Source organism: Brevundimonas sp. GW821-FHT12C05 (assembly GCF_058807475.1).
In genome coordinates this window covers 1,542,587-1,559,318 of the sequence record NZ_JBXAQS010000001.1, presented here as the reverse complement: position 1 = coordinate 1,559,318, position 16,732 = coordinate 1,542,587, and the positions used below count along the sequence as shown (strand labels likewise).

General features: G+C 68.1%; 21 protein-coding genes. 17 read left to right on the top strand and 4 right to left on the bottom strand.

Translation table 11 applies throughout. The features are described from left to right. Positions 1–30 precede the first annotated feature (30 nt). Genes AC1RRF_RS07465 through AC1RRF_RS07455 form a run of 3 tightly spaced genes read left to right on the top strand, consistent with a single transcriptional unit; the run spans position 31 to position 2,728 of the window. Positions 31–576, top strand: coding sequence for a DOMON-like domain-containing protein (locus tag AC1RRF_RS07465; RefSeq protein WP_492833796.1), 546 nt, complete (start codon positions 31–33; stop codon positions 574–576). Further along, positions 573–1,778, top strand: a complete 1,206-nt coding sequence (locus AC1RRF_RS07460) for an exo-beta-N-acetylmuramidase NamZ family protein (protein ID WP_492833795.1) — start codon at positions 573–575, stop codon at positions 1,776–1,778. The genes AC1RRF_RS07465 and AC1RRF_RS07460 overlap by 4 nt, the downstream gene beginning before the upstream one ends. After that, positions 1,775–2,728, top strand: a complete 954-nt coding sequence (locus AC1RRF_RS07455; RefSeq protein ID WP_492833794.1) for a DMT family transporter — start codon at positions 1,775–1,777, stop codon at positions 2,726–2,728. The genes AC1RRF_RS07460 and AC1RRF_RS07455 overlap by 4 nt, the downstream gene beginning before the upstream one ends. Before the next feature lie 183 nt (positions 2,729–2,911). Here the strand turns inward: AC1RRF_RS07455 and AC1RRF_RS07450 are convergent, their stop codons facing one another. Further along, complete coding sequence (locus AC1RRF_RS07450) at positions 2,912–3,742, bottom strand: transporter (RefSeq protein ID WP_492833793.1); 831 nt, start codon at positions 3,740–3,742, stop codon at positions 2,912–2,914. 111 nt (positions 3,743–3,853) lie between these two features. On the opposite strand from AC1RRF_RS07450, the gene AC1RRF_RS07445 reads away from it, so the two are divergent. After that, positions 3,854–4,543, top strand: coding sequence for a DUF6624 domain-containing protein (locus AC1RRF_RS07445; RefSeq protein ID WP_492833792.1), 690 nt, complete (start codon positions 3,854–3,856; stop codon positions 4,541–4,543). Here AC1RRF_RS07445 and AC1RRF_RS07440 read toward each other — a convergent pair. Beyond that, a complete protein-coding gene (locus AC1RRF_RS07440; RefSeq protein ID WP_492833791.1) occupies positions 4,540–4,716 on the bottom strand; it encodes a YdeI/OmpD-associated family protein in 177 nt (58 codons plus the stop codon). The two genes, AC1RRF_RS07445 and AC1RRF_RS07440, sit on opposite strands and share 4 nt — an antisense overlap. Continuing rightward, the gene (locus AC1RRF_RS07435; protein WP_291839330.1) at positions 4,713–5,363 is read right to left on the bottom strand and encodes an alpha/beta hydrolase; all 651 of its coding nucleotides are present in this window, start codon (positions 5,361–5,363) and stop codon (positions 4,713–4,715) included. The genes AC1RRF_RS07440 and AC1RRF_RS07435 overlap by 4 nt, the downstream gene beginning before the upstream one ends. A 161-nt stretch (positions 5,364–5,524) precedes the next feature. On the opposite strand from AC1RRF_RS07435, the gene AC1RRF_RS07430 reads away from it, so the two are divergent. The 13 genes from AC1RRF_RS07430 to AC1RRF_RS07370 are packed head-to-tail and all read left to right on the top strand — an operon-like array spanning position 5,525 to position 15,868. Continuing rightward, positions 5,525–6,001 carry an Rrf2 family transcriptional regulator gene (locus AC1RRF_RS07430; RefSeq protein ID WP_492833790.1) on the top strand — a complete coding sequence of 159 codons (477 nt, stop codon included), beginning with the start codon at positions 5,525–5,527 and terminating at the stop codon, positions 5,999–6,001. Continuing rightward, the gene (locus AC1RRF_RS07425) at positions 5,998–7,134 is read left to right on the top strand and encodes a cysteine desulfurase family protein (protein WP_492833789.1); all 1,137 of its coding nucleotides are present in this window, start codon (positions 5,998–6,000) and stop codon (positions 7,132–7,134) included. The genes AC1RRF_RS07430 and AC1RRF_RS07425 overlap by 4 nt, the downstream gene beginning before the upstream one ends. Positions 7,135–7,137: 3 nt before the next feature. Further along, complete coding sequence (gene sufB / locus AC1RRF_RS07420) at positions 7,138–8,604, top strand: Fe-S cluster assembly protein SufB (protein WP_492833788.1); 1,467 nt, start codon at positions 7,138–7,140, stop codon at positions 8,602–8,604. After that, entirely contained in the window at positions 8,601–8,960 is a 360-nt protein-coding gene (locus AC1RRF_RS07415) for a hypothetical protein (RefSeq protein WP_492833787.1), read from the top strand. The genes sufB and AC1RRF_RS07415 overlap by 4 nt, the downstream gene beginning before the upstream one ends. Beyond that, positions 8,957–9,427 carry a hypothetical protein gene (locus AC1RRF_RS07410; RefSeq protein ID WP_492833786.1) on the top strand — a complete coding sequence of 157 codons (471 nt, stop codon included), beginning with the start codon at positions 8,957–8,959 and terminating at the stop codon, positions 9,425–9,427. Before AC1RRF_RS07415 ends, AC1RRF_RS07410 begins: the two co-directional genes overlap by 4 nt. A 2-nt stretch (positions 9,428–9,429) precedes the next feature. After that, positions 9,430–10,179 carry a Fe-S cluster assembly ATPase SufC gene (gene sufC, locus AC1RRF_RS07405; protein WP_492834151.1) on the top strand — a complete coding sequence of 250 codons (750 nt, stop codon included), beginning with the start codon at positions 9,430–9,432 and terminating at the stop codon, positions 10,177–10,179. Then, entirely contained in the window at positions 10,176–11,330 is a 1,155-nt protein-coding gene (gene sufD, locus AC1RRF_RS07400; protein WP_492833785.1) for a Fe-S cluster assembly protein SufD, read from the top strand. The genes sufC and sufD overlap by 4 nt, the downstream gene beginning before the upstream one ends. After that, positions 11,330–12,601, top strand: coding sequence for an aminotransferase class V-fold PLP-dependent enzyme (locus tag AC1RRF_RS07395; protein WP_492834150.1), 1,272 nt, complete (start codon positions 11,330–11,332; stop codon positions 12,599–12,601). Before sufD ends, AC1RRF_RS07395 begins: the two co-directional genes overlap by 1 nt. Beyond that, entirely contained in the window at positions 12,598–12,993 is a 396-nt protein-coding gene (locus AC1RRF_RS07390) for an SUF system Fe-S cluster assembly protein (protein WP_492833784.1), read from the top strand. Before AC1RRF_RS07395 ends, AC1RRF_RS07390 begins: the two co-directional genes overlap by 4 nt. A gap of 7 nt (positions 12,994–13,000) precedes the next feature. Further along, positions 13,001–13,390, top strand: a complete 390-nt coding sequence (locus AC1RRF_RS07385; protein WP_492833783.1) for a HesB/IscA family protein — start codon at positions 13,001–13,003, stop codon at positions 13,388–13,390. 1 nt (position 13,391) lies between these two features. Continuing rightward, the gene (locus AC1RRF_RS07380) at positions 13,392–14,381 is read left to right on the top strand and encodes a methionine ABC transporter ATP-binding protein (protein ID WP_492833782.1); all 990 of its coding nucleotides are present in this window, start codon (positions 13,392–13,394) and stop codon (positions 14,379–14,381) included. Beyond that, on the top strand, positions 14,381–15,037 hold the full coding sequence (locus AC1RRF_RS07375) for a methionine ABC transporter permease (protein WP_492833781.1): 657 nt from the start codon (positions 14,381–14,383) through the stop codon (positions 15,035–15,037). The genes AC1RRF_RS07380 and AC1RRF_RS07375 overlap by 1 nt, the downstream gene beginning before the upstream one ends. Positions 15,038–15,061: 24 nt before the next feature. Beyond that, the gene (locus AC1RRF_RS07370; RefSeq protein WP_492833780.1) at positions 15,062–15,868 is read left to right on the top strand and encodes a MetQ/NlpA family ABC transporter substrate-binding protein; all 807 of its coding nucleotides are present in this window, start codon (positions 15,062–15,064) and stop codon (positions 15,866–15,868) included. Here AC1RRF_RS07370 and AC1RRF_RS07365 read toward each other — a convergent pair. Beyond that, entirely contained in the window at positions 15,865–16,725 is an 861-nt protein-coding gene (locus AC1RRF_RS07365) for a hypothetical protein (RefSeq protein WP_492833779.1), read from the bottom strand. The genes AC1RRF_RS07370 and AC1RRF_RS07365 overlap by 4 nt on opposite strands. Positions 16,726–16,732: the final 7 nt, after the last annotated feature.

Genomic DNA, 16,732 nt, shown 5'->3' with positions numbered 1-16,732 from the left:
CCTCGGGACGGCGCGGGCTATCGAGGAGGGATGCACGTCGTCCTCCAGCCCCACCCGTCCAGCCCCACCACCGCCATCGACCGGGTCGAGGTCGAGGTCGAGCGCGGTTCGGACGAGCTGACGCTCCGATACCGCGTCTTCGGCGATCTGGATCGGGTCCTGCTGCCGAGGGCGGACGAACCGGGGTCCGTCCGCACAGACGAGCTCTGGCGGCACACCTGCTTCGAAGCCTTCCTGCAGGCTGTCGGCGAGGAGGCTTATCTGGAGTTCAACCTGGCGACCTCGCTGCGATGGGCGACCTACGCCTTCGACGGCTACCGCGAAGGCATGAGGGACGCCGCCGTCGAGCCGTACTCGCTCATGGTCTATCCCCCGTCTCAGAGCCTGGAGTTGACCGCGAGCTTCTTCATGGAACCAGGCCTGCCGGCGCCGGACTGGCGGCTGGGCCTGACCGCCGTGATCGAGGAGGTCGACGGGACGATCAGCTATTGGGCTCTGGCCCACCCATCGGATAAGCCGGACTTCCATCATCCCGACTCGTTCGCGCTGGTCCTGCCGGCGCCGGAGCTGCCATGAAGTTCGGTCTCGATCGCCTGCTGTCCGATCCCGCCCTCAGTTCAGCCCTGAAGGGGCGGCGGGTGGCGCTGGTGGCCCATCCGGCGTCGACGACGCAGGACCTGACCCATGCGGTGGACGCGCTGGCGGCGCATCCGGACATCCAGCTGACGGCCGCCTTCGGCCCGCAGCACGGGATGAAGGGCGACCTGCAGGACAATATGATGGAGAGCCCGGACTATACCGATCCGGTGCACGGCATCCCCGTCTTCAGTCTGTACGGCGAGGTCCGCCGCCCGCACGGCCAGTGGATGAGCACCTTCGACGTGGTGCTGATCGACCTGCAGGACGTGGGCTGCCGCATCTACACGTTCGTGACGACCCTGCTCTACATGCTGGAAGCCGCCGCCGAGCACGGCAAGGAGGTCTGGGTGCTGGACCGGCCCAACCCCGCCGGGCGGCCCGTGGAGGGCACGATCCTGCGCGAGGGCTGGGAGAGCTTCGTCGGCGCCGGGCCGATGCCGATGCGGCATGGCCTGACCCTGGGCGAGATGGGCCTGTGGTTCATCGATCACTTCAAGCTGGATGTGGCCTACCGCGTCATCGAGATGGAGGGCTGGGCGCCTGCTGAGGGCCCCGGTTACGGCTGGCCGCTGAGCGAGCGCAGCTGGATCAACCCGAGCCCGAACGCGCCCAACGTCTCCATGACCCGGGCCTACGCCGGGACGGTGATGCTGGAGGGGGCGACCCTGTCCGAGGGGCGGGGCACGACACGGCCGCTTGAGCTGTTCGGGGCGCCCGACATCGACGCCCGCGCGGTGATCGCCGAGATGAAGGCCTTCGCCCCGCAGTGGCTGAAGGGCTGCGTGCTGCGCGACATGTGGTTCGAGCCGACCTTCCACAAGCACGTGGGCAAGCTGTGCTCGGGCGTGCAGATCCACGTCGACGACCCGGCCTACGACCATGAGGCGTTTCAGCCGTGGCGGGTGCAGGCCCTGGGCTTCAAGGCGATCCGGCGGCTGTATCCGGACTACGACCTGTGGCGCGACTTCCCGTACGAATACGCCTTCGGCAAGCTGCCGATCGACGTGATCAACGGCGGGCCGGAGCTGCGCGAATGGGTCGATGACCCGGCCTCGACGCCGGACGATCTGGACGCCCTGACCCGGCTCGACGAACAGGCTTGGCTGGAAACGCGCCGGCCCTTCCTGCTGTACCGGTGACCGCGTCCCGGGACCGCCTGATCGGGGTCGCCTGCGGCCTCGGGGCCGGGGCCATGTGGGGCCTCGTCTTCCTGGCGCCCAAGGTCGCGCCGGACGCCTCGCCCATGCTGATGAGCGCGGGGCGGTATCTGGCCTATGGCCTTATCGCGGCCCTGCTGCTGACCCCGCGCTGGCGCAAGGTGACGGCCCTGCTGGACGCCAAGGCGTGGTGGGCGCTGGCCTGGCTGAGCCTGGCGGGCAACATCGTCTACTACCTGTTCCTGGTGGTCAGCGTGCATTTCGCCGGGGTCGCCGCCTCGGCCCTGATCGTGGGCATGGTGCCGGTGGTGGTGGCGGTCTGGGGGCTGCGCGATCCCGATGCGCCGCCGCTGCGCAAGGTCGGGCCGCCGATCCTGCTGGCGGCCGTGGCCGTGGCCCTGATCGGTTGGGAGAGCCTGTCGCGCGAGGGACAGGGACGGGACGCGACGTCGGTGCTGATCGGGCTGGGCTGCGGTTTGGCGGCCCTGCTGAGTTGGTCGGCCTATGCGGTCGGCAACAGCCGCTGGATGGCGCGCCTGCCGCAGGTCAGGGCGCATGACTGGTCGCTGCTGACCGGGGTGGTGACCGGCGCCTTCGCCCTGCTGTTGGCCGTGCCGGCCCTGCTGGGCGCGGGCGGGGCGACGGCGGAGCAGTGGACGCGGCTGGCGGCGGTCAGCGTCGGGGTGGCGGTGCTGGCCTCGATCGTCGGCAACGCCTTCTGGAACCAGGCCAGCCGCCTGCTGCCGCTGTCGATGCTGGGCCAGATGATCGTGTTCGAGACCCTGTTCGCCTTCCTGTACGGCTATCTGTGGGAAGGGCGCGGGCCGACCGCCATCGAACTGGTCGCCATGGCGCTGATGATCGTCAGCGTGGTCTGGTGCCTGCGCGCGCACCGGACGTCGGCCGTGACGGTCGCGGAAGGCGATCACTGAGATCGGAGTTTGCGCGCATTATTTTTTTGAGTGCACAAAAGTGCACTTTTTCTCGTCCTGCGGGGCGGCAGCGAGCGGGCTCAACCGCAAGCAAGCGCCGGGACGGGGATGTCAAAGACCAGACTCCAGTCTGGCATGGCGATGCGTCAAAAACGGACGTCGCCGGCCCCGACCAGGAGAAACCTAGAACCGCCGGGCGACGCCGATGCCGAACTCGATGTCCGGGCTGTCGTCGTTGAGGCCGAAGTTCAGGCCGAAATCCAGCTGGGCGTCGGCCAGGAAGGGCGGGGACCAGACGGCGGTCAGGTCGAGGGTGGACTGGGTCGTGGGGGACAGCGGATCCTCGTCGCGGCTGGCCCACAACTCCACGCCCAAGGCCCACGGGCCGACCGATCGTCCGACCCCGACCGCCATGGCGTAGGCGGCATGCCGACCGTCGCCGTCGCTGTTGGAGACCATGTCGATCTCGGGCGACAGGCTCAGGCTCCAGTCGTCGTTCAGGGGCAGGGAGACCGGCAGGATGACGCCGCCTTCAATCCCGTCGGCCCGGAACGCGCTCGATCCGGTGGGGGCGGTGAGGTAGGCGGCCACGGCGACCGAAACGCCCGAGCCGTCCGGATTGGCCAGCGAATGGGCGACGCCGAAGCTGATGTCGCTGACGCCCCGCTCGGTCTCGGAGACGCCGCTGGCCCGGTCGAGGACGGATTGGCTGTTGTAGGCCGTCACGCCGAACTGGATCTCGGTCGTGGGCGTGACGCCGCGCCGGATGAGGATGTCGCCGGCGGCCCAACCGGTGGTGCGGGAGCTGGTGTCGGTCTGGCGGCTGAAGTCGGCCAGGCCGAGCTCCAGTTGCCAGCGGCCTTCATCCAGGATGCAGGTCGGCGTGCCCTTGCCGGGGCGGGCCGCGCAGAAGTCGCGGGCGTCCTCGCGGGCCAGGGCGGGCGCCGCGGGGAGGGCCAGCGACAGGAGGGCGGGGACGAGGATCAGGCGGGCGAACATGTCGGCAGGATGCACGCAAAGGATTGCCAAGCCCTGACGGGCCGATGGAACAGGGCGAGGCGGGGACCGAGGCCGCAACTTCGCCTTTGTCTTCGTCTGCAGTCCGACCCACAGGGGAGGGATTCCATGCTCGCAATCATTCTGTCGGCCATGCTGGCGTTTCAGGAGCCGGCCGCGCTGAGCCCCGAGGCGCGGGCGCTGATCGCGCCGGTGGCGGAGGCGATCGCCGCCGAGGAGGCCCGGCAGGCGGCCTTGCCGCCGGCGGTCAACGACCGCGAACGCCTGGAGCGGATGGGCGTGCTGGATCAGGTCGGGCGCCGCGCCGTGACCCCCATCGACATCACCCTCCTGCCGGTGAGCGAGCGCGAGGCGGCCTTCTCAGCCATGTGGGCGCCGCTGATGGCCACGGACAAGAAGCTGCTGGCCGAGTTGTTGGCCATGGTTCCGGCCGAAGGCTGGTTCTTGAAGAGCGTCTATGGCGAACAAGCCTCGAGCGCGGCCTTCCTGATCATCCAACATTCCGACATCGAGAATTGGCGGCGGTTCGTGCCGGTCCTGGAGCCGCTGGTCGCGCGCGGCGAGGTCGACGGCCAGTCCTATGGGCTGATGTACGACCGTCTGGCGGACAATGAGGGGCGACCGCAGCGCTACGGCACCCAGGTGACCTGCAAGGGCGGCAAATGGGTTGTCGATCGGGACAATCTGGAAGACCCGGAAAACGCAGACGCCCGCCGCCGGGCGATGGGGTTCCGCTGGACGCTGGCCGAATACGAACAGATGTTCGCCAACCATCCTCCCTGCGGGGAGCAGCCCTAGGCCAGCAGCTTCTCGACGGCCTGTTCGGCGCGGCGAAGACGGGTTTCGGGCTTCACGGCCTCGGCGATCCAGCGGTCGTATTCGCGCTGGTGCGACGGCGGCAGGGCGTCATAGGCGGCGCGGGCCGCCGGAGCGCGGTCCAGCGCTTCCGACAGCTCCGCTGGGGTCGTCACGCCGGCTTCTCTTCCAGGCGCTTGTCCAGATAGGCACCGACGCGGCGTTCAACGGCGCCGATGTGGTCCTGCCAGAAGTGGGTCGCGCCCTCTTCCAGTTCGTAGTCGATGATGATGCCCTTCTGGGTGCGCAGCTTGTTGACCACGCGCTCGACCTCGACCGGCGGGACGATGGTGTCGGCGGTGCCGTGCAGGAACAGGCCCGAGGCCGGGCAGGGCGCCAGGAAGCTGAAGTCGTACATGTTCGACGGCGGCGAGACCGAGATGAAGCCGTCCGTTTCCGGGCGGCGCATCAGCAGCTGCATGCCGATGTAGGCGCCGAACTGATAGCCGGCGACCCAGGTCTGGGTGGCGGCGGGATTGTTGGCCTGCAGCCAGTCCAGGGCAGTGGCCGCGTCGGCCAGCTCGCCGATGCCCGAGTCGAACTCACCCTGCGACTTGCCGACGCCGCGGCTGTTGTAGCGCAGCGTCGCGAAGCCGCGCTTCACGAACAGCTGGTACAGGGTCACCGCCACCGGGTTGTTCATATGCCCGCCCGCCTTGGGGTGCGGGTGCAGGATCAGGGCGATGGGAGCGTTCGGACGCTTGCCCGGCGAATAGCGGCCTTCGATGCGGCCAGACGCGCCGGGCAGGATGACTTCAGGCATGGGCGGAGCGAATTCCCGTGTTCAAACATCATTTCGCAGCTGCGTAATACTTGACCACAGGGGTAGGACTTTCTAAGTCCGCTCTGCGTGCTGACGCTTTTGCGAAGGCGCGGGTTCTAGCACAGGACCCTCGTAAAGCGCGCAAATTTTGAAGGTGCGCGATGCGACTGTCGACCAAGGGACGTTACGCCGTGATGGCGATGGCCGATCTGGCCCGGAACGGACGCGCCGTGAGCGGTGAGACGCGGGCTGTTTCTCTGGCTGAGATCGCCACCCGTCAGGAGATCTCGCTCAGCTATCTGGAGCAGCTGTTCGCGCGCCTGCGCAAGAGCGGGCTGGTGCAGAGCGTGCGCGGTCCGGGCGGCGGCTACCGCTTGGCGCGGGGCCCCGAGGTGACCATGGTCGCCGAGATCGTGCTGGCCGTGGACGAGCCGATCCGCGCCACGCGCTGCTCGGGCCTGGGCACGCCGCGTGGCTGCATGATGGGCGGCGAACGCTGCATCACCCATAACCTCTGGGAAGACCTGGGCGCCGAGATCCACGCCTATCTGGCGGCGGTGTCGCTGGAGGACGTGGTCCTGAACCGCACCGGCGCGCGCCGCCGGTCGCTGGCGGCGGGCATGGAGGCGGCGGCGTGAGCGTCTACCTGGACTACAACGCCTCGGGCCTGGTGCGACCGGAAGTGCAGGAGGCCATGGCCAAGGCCCTGGCCGACAACGGCAATCCGTCGGCGGTGCACGCCGCCGGACGCCGGGCGCGGGCGCGGATCGAGACGGCCCGGGCCCAGGTGGCCGATCTGGTCGGGGCCGATCCGACGGCGGTGATCTTCTCGTCGGGCGGGACGGAATCCAATGCGCAGGCCATCGTCAGCGCCCTGGCGGGCGGCTGCGAGCGGCTGATCGTCGGCGCGACCGAACATCCCTGCGTGGCCGAGGCGGCCATGGTCAGCGGCGCGCCGGTCGAGGTGCTGCCGGTCGATGCGGACGGCGTGGTCGACCTGGCCTGGCTGGCGCAGGCGCTGGCGCGGCCGGGCAAGGCGGTGGTGGCCATCCATCATGCGAACAATGAAAGCGGCGTGATCCAGCCGATCGCCGAGGCGGCCAAGCTGGTGCGGGCCGCGGGCGGCTGGCTGCACGTCGACGCCATCCAGTCGGCGGGCAAGGTGCCGGTCGACATGCGCGCGCTGGACGCGGACACCCTGACCCTGTCGGCGCACAAGCTGGGCGGACCGCAGGGCGTCGGCGCCCTGGTGCTGAAGCCGGGCCGCGAGGGCGTGCGCATCCTGCACGGCGCCGGGCAGGAGCGCGGCCTGCGCGCGGGCACCGAGAACGTGCCGGGCCTGACCGGCTTCGGCGTCTCGGCCGACTGCGCCGCGCGCGATCTGGACAGCGCCATGGCCCACATTGGCTGGCGCGACGCCGCCGAGGCGCGGGCGAAAGCCGCCGGCGCGACTATCATCGGCGGCGCCGTCCCGCGCCTGCCCAACACCCTGTTCATGGCCGTCGAGGGCTGGGACAGCCCGCAGCAGCTGATCACCCTGGATCTGGCGGGCGTGATGATCTCGGCCGGCAGCGCCTGTTCGTCGGGCAAGACCAAGCCGTCCAAGGCTATCTCGGCCATGGGGCTGCACGACCTCGCCACCGGCGGGGTGCGCATCTCGGGCGGCTGGGGCACGACTGAACAAGACTGGATCCGTTTCGCCGACGCCTGGATCGCGGCGTACGAAAAACATGTCGCCCGCATCAGTGAGCGGGCGAGGGAAGTCGCGTAAATCATGGCCGCCGTTCAGGAAACCATCGACGCCGTCGCCGCTCTCGAGAAGTACGAGCACGGCTTCAGCTCGGACATCGAGCAGGAGTTCGCGCCCAAGGGGCTGAACGCCGACATCGTGCGCTTCATTTCCGAAAAGAAGGGCGAGCCGGAGTGGATGCTGGAATGGCGCCTGGCTGCCTTCGAGCGCTGGCAGGCGATGGAAGAGCCGACCTGGGCGTCGGTGAAGTACACGCCGGTCGACTATCAAGACCTGTATTATTACGCCGCGCCCAAGACCAAGGAGGGGCCCAAGAGCCTGGACGAGGTCGATCCGGAACTGCTGGCCGTCTACGCCAAGCTGGGCATCCCGCTGAAGGAGCAGGAGGTGCTGGCGGGGGTGCAGGGCGCGCCGCGGGTGGCGGTGGACGCCGTGTTCGACAGCGTCAGCGTGGTCACCACCTTCAAGGCCGAATTGGCCAAGGTCGGTGTGATTTTCATGCCGATTTCCGAAGCCTTGCGCGAACATCCTGAGCTGGTGCGTCAGTACCTGGGCTCGGTCGTGCCGGTGTCGGACAACTATTTCGCGGCGCTGAACAGCGCGGTCTTTTCGGACGGGTCCTTCGTCTACATCCCGCCGGGCGTGCGCTGCCCGATGGAGCTGTCGACCTATTTCCGCATCAACGCCAGCCAGACCGGCCAGTTCGAACGCACCCTGATCATCGCCGACAAGGGCAGCTATGTTTCGTATCTGGAAGGCTGCACGGCCCCGATGCGCGACGAGAACCAGCTGCACGCGGCGGTGGTCGAGATCGTGGCGCTGGACGACGCCGAGGTGAAGTACTCGACCGTCCAGAACTGGTACCCCGGCGACGCCGAGGGCAAGGGCGGCATCTACAACTTCGTCACCAAGCGCGCGGACTGCCGGGGCGATCGGTCGAAGGTGTCGTGGACGCAGGTGGAGACCGGTTCGGCCGTCACCTGGAAATACCCGTCCTGCATCCTGAAGGGCGAGGAGAGCTCGGGCGAGTTCTACTCCATCGCCATCACCAACGGACATCAGCAGGCCGACACCGGCACCAAGATGATCCATCTGGGCAAGAATTCGAAGTCGCGGATCATCGCCAAGGCGGTGTCGGCGGGCAAGTCGGACTCGACCTATCGCGGCCTGGTCTCGGTGCATCCGAAGGCGACGGGTGTGCGCAACTTCACCCAGTGCGACAGCCTGCTGATCGGCAAGGACTGCGGCTCGCACACCGTGCCCTATATCGAGGCCCGCAACGGCTCGGCCCAGCTGGAGCACGAGGCGACGACGACGCGCCTGAGCGACGACCAGTTGTTCTACGCCCAGCAGCGCGGGCTGTCGCAGGAGGAGGCGGTGGCCCTGCTGGTCAACGGCTTCGTGCGCGACGTGCTGCAGCAACTGCCGATGGAGTTCGCCGTCGAGGCGCAGAAGCTGGTGGCGATCAGTCTGGAAGGGAGCGTGGGGTGAGCATCGCCGACGCCTCCCTGTACGGCGAACCGGTCGCTCGCGCCGAGGCCGAGGCGCGGCTGGCGCTTGCCGCCGACTGGCGTCTGCCGACCGCGACCGAGCAGGCCGCCTTCGCGGCGCATCGGAAGCTTTCGGAAATCGCGGACTCCCTGATCGCTGCCGCCGATGTGGGCGAAGAGTCGTGGATCCTGATGGACCGCGTCTGGTTCGGCTTCCCGGACGATCCGCAGTTCGCCTTCTTCGCTTTCCGTCCTGACGGCTCGACCATCTGCGCCGCCAATCTCGACGACCCGTCTCCTTCATGGCGTCTGCCTGACGGCGTGCCGTTCGAGCCTTTCAAAGGGAGCGTGGGGTGAGGTTCCTGCCGATCCTCGCCTTGACCTGGCTGGCGGCTTGCACGCCCGCCGTGAAGGAAGAACCGCGCCCGGCCGATGCGTTCACCGGCGAACTCGTGATGCTGGGCGATGTGCCGACGCTCGGGTCGGAGATGCGGATTCGTCTGTACCGGGATCCCGGCAGCGAGGTCGCCAACCGTTACTTCATCTCGGCCGGTTGCCGGGATTCAGGTTTTCTGGACAAGGCTGATGGCCGGTACTGGAGCGGAACCGCTCCGGCCAAGAATGGCGAGATGGCGGAGTATCTCGCGGGAATACCACTGGACGCCCATTGCCCGCCGGAAGACCCGCAGCGCTATGTCCGCCTCATGGAGATCATGCGTGAGGGCGCCGCGCTGACCTTCGACGCCGATCAAACCACGGCGACCTTCACAGCTCCCACTAAGGGGTCAGCCGCATTCCAGCGCTCACCCGTACACATCGAATGACCATGCTCACCATCTCCAACCTCCACGTCTCCGTCGGCGACAAGCCGATCCTCAAGGGGCTGACGCTCGACGTTCCGGCGGGCGAGGTGCACGCCATCATGGGGCCGAACGGGGCGGGCAAGTCGACGCTGGGCTACGCCCTGTCGGGCCGGCCGGGCTATGAGGCGACCGAGGGCGCCGTGGCGTGGAACGGCGACGACCTGTTGACGCTGGACCCCGCCGAGCGGGCGGCCAAGGGCGTCTTCCTGTCGTTCCAGTATCCGCTGGAGATCCCCGGCGTGCCGGCGATGACCTTCATCCGCACGGCGCTGAACGCCCAGAAGCGCGCGCGCGGCGAGGACGAGGTCACGGCGCCCGCCTTCCTGAAGCTGGTCAAGGCGGCGTCGGCGGCGCTGAAGATGGATTTCGACATGCTCAAGCGGCCGCTGAACGTCGGCTTCTCGGGCGGCGAGAAGAAGCGGATGGAGATCCTGCAGATGGCCCTGCTGGAGCCGTCGCTGCTGATCCTGGACGAGACGGATTCGGGCCTGGACATCGACGCCCTGCGCATCGTCGCCGACGGGGTCAACGCCATGCGCTCGCCGGACCGGTCGATGCTGGTGATCACCCACTACCAGCGGCTGCTGGACTACATCAAACCCGACCGGGTGCATGTGCTGGTTGGCGGCCGCATCGTCGCCTCGGGCGGCCCGGAGCTGGCGCACGCGCTCGAGGCCGAAGGCTACGACCAGTACATGGTGCAGGCGGCGTGAACGCCCCCGTGCGCATCGACCTGAAGACTGTCGAGACGATCCCGTCGCGGCGCACCGAGGCGTGGAAATATTCCGATCTGCGCCGCTGGCTGCGCGACGAGCCGCCGCTGTCGCCCGCCTTGCCCGAAGGCGAGCCGAGCGACGGGCCGTTCAAGGGGCTGACCACCAATGAGGTCCTGATCGCCAACGGCCGCCTGAACTGGTGGTCGGAAGACGACATGGAGCCGGGCATCGAGGTCAGCCACCACGCCGGTCCCGACGCGCCACGCATGGCCGACGAGATGCCGATGGGCGCGCTGGCCGCGGCCAAGGCGCTGGAAGGCGTCTACATCATCTCGTTCAAGGCCGGCGCGCCTCGCACCCTGGCGCTGCGCGTGCTCAGCGATGCGGTCAGGACCGGTCATCACGCCCGCATCGGGGTGGTGGTCGAGGCCGGCGCCCACGCCACCCTGCTGGAATCCCACGAAGGCTGGGGCGAGGCCTATCTGTCCAACACCCTGCTGGAGATCACGGTCGAGGAGGGCGCGACGCTGGAGCGGGTCGTCCTGGTCGACGAGCCGCACGACGCGATCTCGGTGGCGTCGGTCGAGGTGCGGCTGTCGAAGCGGGCGGCCTATCACCAGACCATCGCCGCCTCGGGCGCGAAGCTGCAGCGTCTGGAGACCCGCATCGCCCACGCGGGCGAGGGCGCGACCGTGCGCATGGACGGCCTCTACGCCCTGTCCGGCGACCGCCATACGGACCTGACCAGCGTGGTCGATCATCAGGGCCCAGACGGGCTGACCAGCCAGCTGACCAAGGGGGTGGTGCGCGACACCGCGCGCGGGGTCTTCCAGGGCAAGATCATCGTCGAGCGCGGGGCCGACGGCACCGACGCCCGCATGGGCCACCACGCCCTGATCCTGGGCGAGCGTGGGGAGATCGACGCCAAGCCCGAACTGATCATCTACGCCGACGACGTGCAGTGCGCGCACGGCAACACGGTCGGCAACCTGGACGAGTCGGCCCTGTTCTACATGCAGCAGCGGGGCATCCCGGCCGAGGAGGCGCGGGCGCTGCTGACCCAGGCCTTCCTGATCGAGGTCGTGGACCGCATCGCGCACGAGGGCGCGAGAGAGGTGACGAGGACGTGGCTGGGAGAGCGACTGTGATCGCCAACCCCTCCACCGCTTCGCGGTCCCCCTCCCCCGATGGGGGAGGAACCAGGACCTTCGACGCCTACGCCGCGAGGGCGCAGTTCCCGATCCTGTCGCGGACGGTGAACGGCAAGCCGCTGGTCTATCTGGACTCGGCCGCCTCGGCGCAGAAGCCGCGGGCGGTGATCGACGCCCTGACGGCGGCGATGGAGGGCAGCTACGCCAACGTCCACCGCGGGCTGCACACCCTGGCCAATGAGACGACCGAGGCGTTCGAGGCCGCGCGCGAGAGCGTGGCGCGGTTCCTGAACGCCGAGAGCCCGGATAACATCGTCTGGACCAAGGGCGGCACCGAGGCGATCAACCTGGTGGCCAACGGGATCGGCCTGTCGATCCAGCCGGGCGACGAGATCATCGTCAGCCAGATGGAGCACCACTCCAACATCGTGCCGTGGCACCTGCTGCGCGAGCGGCGCGGGGCGGTGCTGAAGTGGATCCCGCTGCTGGACGACGGGTCGCTGGACATGGCGGCCTACGCCGACCTGCTGGGGCCGAAGACGAAGGTCGTCGCCGTCACCCACATGTCGAATGTGCTGGGCACCATCAATCCGGTGGCCGAGATCACCCGTATGGCCCACGCCGTGGGCGCCAAGGTGCTGATCGACGGCTGCCAGGGCGCGGTGCATGGCCTGCCGGACGTGCAGGCCATCGGCTGCGACTTCTACGCCTTCACCGGCCACAAGCTGTACGGCCCGACCGGCATCGGCGCCCTGTACGGGACCTCCGAGGCGCTGGAGGCCCTGCCGCCCTATCAGGGCGGGGGCGAGATGATCGAGACGGTCGAGATGGACCGGGTGACCTACGCCAAGCCGCCGCATCGGTTCGAGGCGGGGACGCCGCCGATCCTGGAAGCCATCGGCCTGGGCGCGGCGATCGAGTGGCTCGGCCAATACGACAAGGCGGCGATCGACGCCCACGAGCGGGCGCTCTACGCCCATGCGCGGGCGCGGCTGGACGGCGTGAACTGGCTGAAGGTGATCGGCGAGGCGGAAGGAAAGGGGGCCATCCTGACCTTCACCGTCGAGGGCGCCCACGCCCACGACATCGCCCAGGTGATGGACCGCTACGGCGTCGCCGTGCGCGCGGGCCTGCACTGCGCCGAGCCGCTGGCGAAAAGGTTCGGCCTGACGTCGAGCGCCCGGGCCAGCTTCGCCCTATATAATACGACCGAGGACGCCGACGCCTTCGCCGACGCCCTGATCAAGGCCCGTGAGTTCTTCGCATGACGTCCGACGCCGCACACAAGCCCGACGAGGCCGCGTTCGCCCAAGCCTGGGACGCGCCGCAGAAGGCCGCCCTGGAGCAGGGCGAGATCGACCGCCTGACCGACGACATCATCGAGGCGCTGAAGACGGTGTTCGACCCGGAAATCCCGGTCGACATCTATGAACTGGGCCTGATCTACAAGGTCGACCTGTCCGACGACCGCGACGTGGCGATCGAAATGACCCTGACCGCCCCGGGCTGCCCGGTGGCGGGCGAGATGCCGGGCTGGGTCGAAACCGCGGTGGCGAAGGTCGACGGCGTCCGCTCGGCCAAGGCCGAGCTGGTGTTCGACCCGCCGTGGGATTCCTCCAAGATGAGCGACGAGGCCAAACTCGCGCTCAACATGTTCTGAGGCCCGGATGAGCGAGCTTTCGACCACCACCCGCCCGCGCCGGCCCCGTCCCAAGGCGATCAGCCTGACGGACGCCGCCGCCGCGCGCGTGAAGGCCCTCGTCGCCTCGGCGGAAGGCGCGGCCGTGGGCCTGCGCGTCGGCATCAAGAACGGCGGCTGCGCGGGTCAGGAATACACCTTCGCCTTCGCCGACAGCATCCAGCCGCTGGACGAGGTGGTCGAGGACAAGGGCGCCACCGTGCTGATCGACGGCAAGGCGGTGCTGTATCTGATCGGGTCCGAGCTGGACTTCGAGACCTCGAAGCTGGCCTCCAAATTCGTGTTCCGGAATCCGAACCAGACGGATGCTTGTGGTTGCGGCGAGAGCGTCACCATCGTTCCGGTAAAGGCCGACTGAGATGATCCGCCTTGAAGGGGTGACCCGGCGCTATCGCAGCGCGGCGGGGGAGCGCGTGGCGCTGGACAGCGCGGACCTGCACGTCGCCAAGGGCGAGGTGTTCGGCGTGGTCGGCCGTTCGGGCGCCGGCAAGTCGACCCTGATCCGCACCATCAACCGGCTGGAGACGCCGGACGCCGGCAAGGTGTTCGTGGACGGGCAGGAGATCACCGCCCTGAACCCGGCCGAACTGCGCGCCGCGCGGCGCCGGATCGGCATGATCTTCCAGCATTTCAACCTGCTGAACGCCAAGACGATCGCCGAGAACGTGGCCTTCCCGCTGCGGCTGGAAGGCCGGCCCGAGGCCGAGGTGAAGGCGCGGACGGCGGAGTTGCTGGAGCGGCTGGGCCTGGCCGAGCACGCGAACAAGCATCCGGCCCAGCTGTCGGGCGGCCAGAAGCAGCGCGTCGGCATCGCCCGCGCCCTGGCCTGCGGTCCCGGCGTCCTGCTGTGCGACGAGGCGACCAGCGCCCTGGATCCCGAGACGACCGAGGAGATCCTGACCCTGCTGGACGGGCTGAACCGGGATCTTGGCCTGACCATCGTGCTGATCACCCACCAGATGGAGGTGGTGCGCCGGGTCTGCGACCGGGTGGCGGTGCTGAAGGACGGCAGGATCGTGGAGCAGGGCGCGACGGCCGACGTCTTCCTGCATCCCCAACATCCGGTGACCCGCGCCATGCTGGCCGAGGGCGAGGAGGCGTTCGACGCCTCGGTCGTGCCAGCGGGCGCGCGTCTGGCCAAGCTGACCTTCCGCGGCGCGTCGACCTATGAGCCTGAGCTGAGCCGGGTCGCGCGGTCGGTGGGCGTGGACTATTCGATCCTGTCGGGCCGCATCAGCCGCATCCGGGGCGAGCCCTACGGCCAGCTGGTCGTGGCCTTCACCGGTGGCGACGCCGAGGCGGCGGTGGCGCAACTGACGGCGCGCGGCGTTTCGGTGGAGGCCGCCTGATGTTCGACAACGTCGACTGGACCGAGATCGCCCGCGCCACCGTGGACACCCTGCTGATGCTGGGCGGGTCGCTGGTGCTGACGGTGATCCTGGGCGTGCCGCTGGGCGTGCTGCTGTACCTGTCGGGCAAGGGGCGGCTGGCGGCCAATCCGGTGCTGAACGCCGTGCTGTCCTTCGTGGTCAATGTGCTGCGCTCGGTGCCCTTCATCATCCTGCTGATCGTCATGCTGCCGGTGACGGTGCTGCTGGTCGGCACCTCCCTGGGCGTGGCCGGGGCCATTCCGCCGCTGGTCGTGGGCGCGGCGCCCTTCTATGCGCGGCTGGTCGAGACGGCGCTGCGCGAGGTCGACAAGGGCGTGGTCGAGGCGACCCAGGCGATGGGCGGTTCGACCTTCCAGATCGTCACCCGCGCCCTGCTGCCCGAAGCCCTGCCAGGCGTCATCGCCGGCGCCACCGTGACGGCCATCGCCCTGGTCAGCTACACCGCCATGGCGGGGGTGGTCGGAGCCGGCGGCCTGGGCGACCTGGCCGTGCGTTTCGGCTATCAGCGGTTCCAGACGGATGTCATGGTCGTGACCGTCGTCCTGCTGCTGGTGCTGGTGCAAATCCTTCAGATGATCGGCGACCGCGTGGTCGCCGCCGTCTCTCACCGCTGATCGCTCCCCCCGAAAGGCCAAGCCATGATCCGTCGTTCGCTCCTGCTTTCCGCCGCCGCCCTGCTGACGCTCGCTGCCTGCGGCGCGGGCGGGGAGAAGAAGGGCGCCGAGGGCGGCCCGCTGCTGGTCGGCGCGACCGCCGTGCCGCACGCCGAGATCCTGGAGGTCGTGAAGCCGATCCTGGCCGCCGAGGGCGTGCCGATCGAGATCAAGGTCTTCAACGACTACGTCCAGCCGAACGTGCAGCTGGCCGAGCGCCGGCTGGACGTGAACTACTTCCAGACCAAGCCCTATCTGGATGAGTTCAACGCCGCGCGCGGGACCAGCCTGATCACCGTCGCCGGCGTCCACGTCGAGCCGCTGGGCCTGTATTCGCGCAAGCACGCCGCGCTGGCCGCCCTGCCGAACGGGGCGCAGGTGATCCTGCCCAACGACGCCTCCAACACCGGACGCTCGCTGCTGCTGCTGCAGTCGGCGGGCCTGATCACCCTGCGCGACGGCCAGAACCCGCTGCAGACGGTGCGCGACATCACCGGCAATCCGAAGGGCCTGGTCTTCCGCGAGGTCGAGGCGGCGACCATCCCGCGCATCCTGCCGCAGGTCGACGCGGCGGTGATCAACACCAACTATGCGCTGGATGCGGGCCTGAAGCCGCGCGCCGACGCCCTGGTGCTGGAGGGGGCGAACAGCCCCTATGTGAACTATCTGGTGGCGCGCCCCGACAACCAGAACGACCCGCGCGTGCAGGCCCTGGCCCGCGCCCTGCGCAGCCAGGCGGTCAAGGACTTCATCGCGCAGAAGTACGAAGGCGCGGTGATCCCGGCGGCCTAAGAGTTCGAAGACTTGGGATTGGCAGTTTCAGTTCTGGTTGCGCCTTCAAAAGTCTCGAGCATATCGGATATGCAGGTGAATAGATTTTCGGTGCGACTGTTCAAGGCAGCAGAGAGAGGGCTCTGATCGGCATCGTATCGAGGTGCTAGATCCTCACCGCCACCAACGAGGCTGACGCCAAATGGAGTTAGGTTGAAGCAGCCAGCGCCCACGAATTCCTTGTGGGCAATGCGATCTCGTAGCGAGATATTTCCTTCAACACCCATCACAAAGCGGAAGGCGTCCTCGTAGCGTCGGCGCACCTCAAGAAGTGCCTGTGAGACGGCGACCTCGCGTACTCCTGCGAGACCTCGGTCCATGCGCCGGAAAGAATGAGAGCCGCGTCCGAAGTATGCCGAAAGCGCGTATGTCAGGTAATCCAGGCATCGTCGGTAGGCGATGACGTAGGATTGGTACTCGATATCTAGTTTTTGCGTTCCACCAAGTCCGATTGTTGAGTTTTTAAGTGCGGATCGGAAGTCAATCTGAGACAGTCCGGCGCGTATTTCGGCTTCGATTTGCCCAAGATTGTTGTGGTGGTAGGTGACCGCCCCAAGAGCTCCCCGAACATTTCCGAGAACACCATTCACGAGCTGGTGGTACCGCCACTCACTTTTCGGATCGGAGCGCCAGATTGTAATGAAAGTGGGTTCTGGGTTGGTGATGTACGCATGGAATGCCGTGAAGGGCTTTGTCAGGCCGTCACCGATATCGTGATGAGCAGCTCGCTTGATGACTTCAATGCTGCGCTGAACTTCTTCACTGAAGAATGCTCTCTCCATCTCAGCGAAGACGGTGGGATCAATCTCATCATCCATTGGCTAG